This is a genomic window from Intestinibacter sp. (genome assembly GCF_051866655.1).
Lineage (GTDB): Bacteria > Bacillota > Clostridia > Peptostreptococcales > Peptostreptococcaceae > Intestinibacter.
Window position 1 is genome coordinate 1 of the sequence record NZ_JBJDXL010000318.1, and the last position, 3,602, is coordinate 3,602.

3 protein-coding genes and 1 pseudogene are annotated in these 3,602 nt (G+C 29.5%); all 4 read right to left on the minus strand.

Annotated elements, in window-relative coordinates:
• Positions 1-7 precede the first annotated feature (7 nt).
• Positions 8-532, minus strand: coding sequence for a hypothetical protein (locus tag ACI3VO_RS09420; protein WP_439757673.1), 525 nt, complete (start codon positions 530-532; stop codon positions 8-10).
• A gap of 18 nt (positions 533-550) precedes the next feature.
• Positions 551-2,224: a DUF975 family protein gene (locus ACI3VO_RS09425; protein WP_439757674.1), complete on the minus strand. Its 1,674-nt coding sequence runs from the start codon at positions 2,222-2,224 to the stop codon at positions 551-553.
• Positions 2,225-2,536: 312 nt separating this feature from the next.
• Entirely contained in the window at positions 2,537-3,208 is a 672-nt protein-coding gene (locus ACI3VO_RS09430) for a response regulator transcription factor (protein ID WP_439757675.1), read from the minus strand.
• Positions 3,209-3,399: 191 nt separating this feature from the next.
• A pseudogene (locus ACI3VO_RS09435) lies at positions 3,400-3,602 on the minus strand (NADH peroxidase); the annotation flags it as partial.

Below are 3,602 nucleotides of genomic sequence, written 5' to 3' on the forward strand. Positions count from 1 at the left end.
TTTTGTTTTAATATGGCGCCGGCAAGAAAAATACATAAGGCGCTGTAAATACAGCCATCGATATCGCTATTTTTTTCTTTGTACTTTCATCTATATATCCTTTTTCAAAAGCCTTTTTGAGTGCAAACTTATAATTAAATAGATATATAAAATAAGCCGCTACAATTGTCGCTATTAAAGCAATCAAAAACGAAAATATGTTGTCAAATGGATTTAACATTACCATCGACATTTGCCCTACTACAGCTCCAAAAGCTGTTTCTAAATTTACTATATCATATAGACCACATGAAACTGCAAGTATTATAGCTGCCCCTATAAAATCTCCTAAAAAACCATAAATCCAAGTCTTTAGTATAGTCATTTTATAGATTTCATTTTTATTTTGCACATTTAATTTCTTTATCGTTAACTTAAGAACTAAAGTATCGATTAAATAATTAAGCGGTAAAATTACAACCCATGTAACTGGGAATATAATAAGTAGCCATATAGGCATTATCATATTATAAAGCTTTGTATCATTTTTCATTCTCCGACCTCTTTTCTATTAAAATAGATATATTATCTTATAAATAAAATATACGAAAAAATTTATCATAGCCACTAGAGCTATATCCAAAACTACTTCATCTTTTGTATTTCTATTTTTCTCGGTATTATTGTACTCTATCAATTTATCTTCTTTTATCTCTTGATAAAAATAGATTTCACATATTGTCTTATATGGAGCAAGGAACAAAAATCCCACTCCTAAAGTAACTATAGATACTAAAAACCAACCTATAAAGCTGATTTCAAACTTTATATACTTAAAAACATTCTTTTTAATTAACTCCATGCTTTTATCTAAAATTCCAATAGTATCTATATTTTCTAAATCGCTGAGTATGTAGTATTTTTGAGATAGCAAAATCTCTACAAGTACATATGAAATAAGCCCCGATACAAAGGTGTAATCTATCATATAAACATCGGTATTTGATAAAGAAGATACAAATTGATATATTGAATCGAATACAATCCCTACTGGAATAGATACAAGCTGAATTAAAACTACCCATATTATAAACTTTAATATCTCTAAAATAAGTATTTTCGATGTATTTTTAAATATATCAAATCCATCTTTTACAGAAACAAGTCTATTTTCAACTAATTTTAAGGATAAATTACTTAAATTAGCTTTGAGTAAACTCTCAATAAAAATACTGTTAATTACCGCAAATACAAACAATTTTTCTTCAAAAATATAAGCCACAGTACATAAAACAATTGGAATTAAACTCAAAAAGCTATTAAATAGCACAGGCTTTAAATTTAGCTTTAAACCTCTTTTGGCAAGCTTCTTTATCTCCTTTGTTTTCATAACTTTCTTCTTCCAAATGCTAAACTCCACTACAGCCCCATTTTCATTGAAAACTCTAATTTCACCGCTGTGCTTGTCGATTATTTTCTTGCATATGTAAAGACCAAGTCCAGAATTTCCACTGCTATTTGCCCTCGACTTATCTCCCTTGTAAAATCTGTTAAACACATTTGGCAGATCTTCTTTGCTAAACCCAGCGCCACTGTCCTTTATTTTAAATACTACCTTATCCTGCTCGCTTTGTGAAATATCTACTTCTATACTGCCTCCTTCATCTACATATCTAAAGCTATTCGTTATTATATTATCTACAACTCTAGAAATCTGTGATTTATCTATATAGACGACGGCATCGCTTAACTCACTATCTACATTTACATAAAACTTCAGATGCTTCTCCTTTGCCAAGGTTTTGTAATCCTCAAACTTCTCTTTTATAAAATCATTTAGCAAAACTTCCTTCTTATCTAAAATAAAATCTGAATCATCGATTTTAGATAAAACATTTAGATCGTCTACTAAAGTCACTGCTCGATTTGTAGATTTTTCTATTACGTTTAAATATCTCTTTAGTCTTTCCTCATTTTTATAAGCTCCACTTTGCAAAAGCTCTACATGTCCCTTTATCAAGGTAAGCGGACTTCTCAAATCATGTGAAAGCGATTGGATTATATCTTGCTTTTCCTTTTCGCTTTTTAACTGCGTATTGAAGGCATCCTTTAAGTTTACACGCATCTTCTCAAAGACCTCAGCTATCTTATTTGTCTCGTCGATATCTTCATAATTTAAATCTAAATTTATATCTTGATTTTCTAAGGTATCTATTTTTTGTGGACTTTTATCGATTTTTTTCATATATATTTTTGAAAAAACAACTGAATACAAAGCTATAAAAATATACGGCGATACATAAGTTATAAAATTAAAAATCCAATTGCTATTTAGCGAGCTCTCATTGTAAATAGCCTTCAACTTAAAAAACTCATAAAAATTTCCGACCATCTCTCGGCTAGCTTCACTATTAAATACCGTTCCTATAAATATAAATTCTAGACAGAAATTAAATAAAATACTGCTAAATATACTAGCAACAACAATACATATCAACGTATATATAAATTGCCTTTTAATATATTTTTTATCGATCAAATACACTCACCCCGACGTTTATTTTTTCAATTTATATCCAATTCCCCATACAGTTTGTATACTGTCAAAGTCTTTATTTATCTTCAAAAATTTGGCTCTTATTTTCTTTATATGCTCTGAAACTGTAGCGCTATCTCCTTCTGCATCGTATCCCCAGATTTTTTCGTAAATATCCTCCTTTGAAAATACCATACCTCTATTTAAAGCCAAGAGCTCTAGTATATCAAACTCCCTCTTAGTAAGCACTATATCCTCACCAAAATACTCGACCTCTCTGCTTTTTAAATTCATCTTTATATCTCCAATCTGCAGGTAATTTTTTTGTTTTTTTCTATTGTCCCTTCTTATATGCGCATTCATCCTAGCCTTTAGTTGATTTATACTAAACGGCTTTGTAATGTAGTCATCTCCTCCTAATGCAAGTCCCTTTATAATATCCTCCTCTGAAGTCTTTGCAGTTAAAAAAATAATCGGAATTTCTACTTCATCTCTTATTTTTCTACAAAAGCTAAATCCATCTATACCAGGCATCATAACATCTAAAAGCACTATGTCTATATCTTTATTTAGCTTTGTATACGCCTCCTCTGCAGAATTTGAAATCAGAACCTCGTATCCATCGTCTTCTAATATATCCTTTATAAGGTATAAAATATCTACATCGTCGTCTATTACCAACGCTTTTTTCATAAAATCGCCCCTTGCTATTTTAATTTCGTATCTTAATTATAATATACAACAAATTTTTAAAGAAACTTTAAAGAAATAATATCATTTTTTACATATAAAAAAATCTTACAACTAATTGTATTTCAAATTAGTTGTAAGATTTTTAGTGTTTATTTAAATATATTTTTTTAATGTCTATACGATATTAATACTTATCCGAAATATCTTTGTAATAATCCTAAGAATGCTTTACCGTGTCTAGCTTCGTCTTTGCACATTTCGTGAACTGTATCGTGTATAGCATCTAGTCCTAGTTCTTTAGCTCTCTTAGCTAATTTTAATTTTCCATCTGTAGCTCCATATTCTGCATCTACTCTTACTCTTAAGTTTTCTTTAGTATCTGCTACTACACATT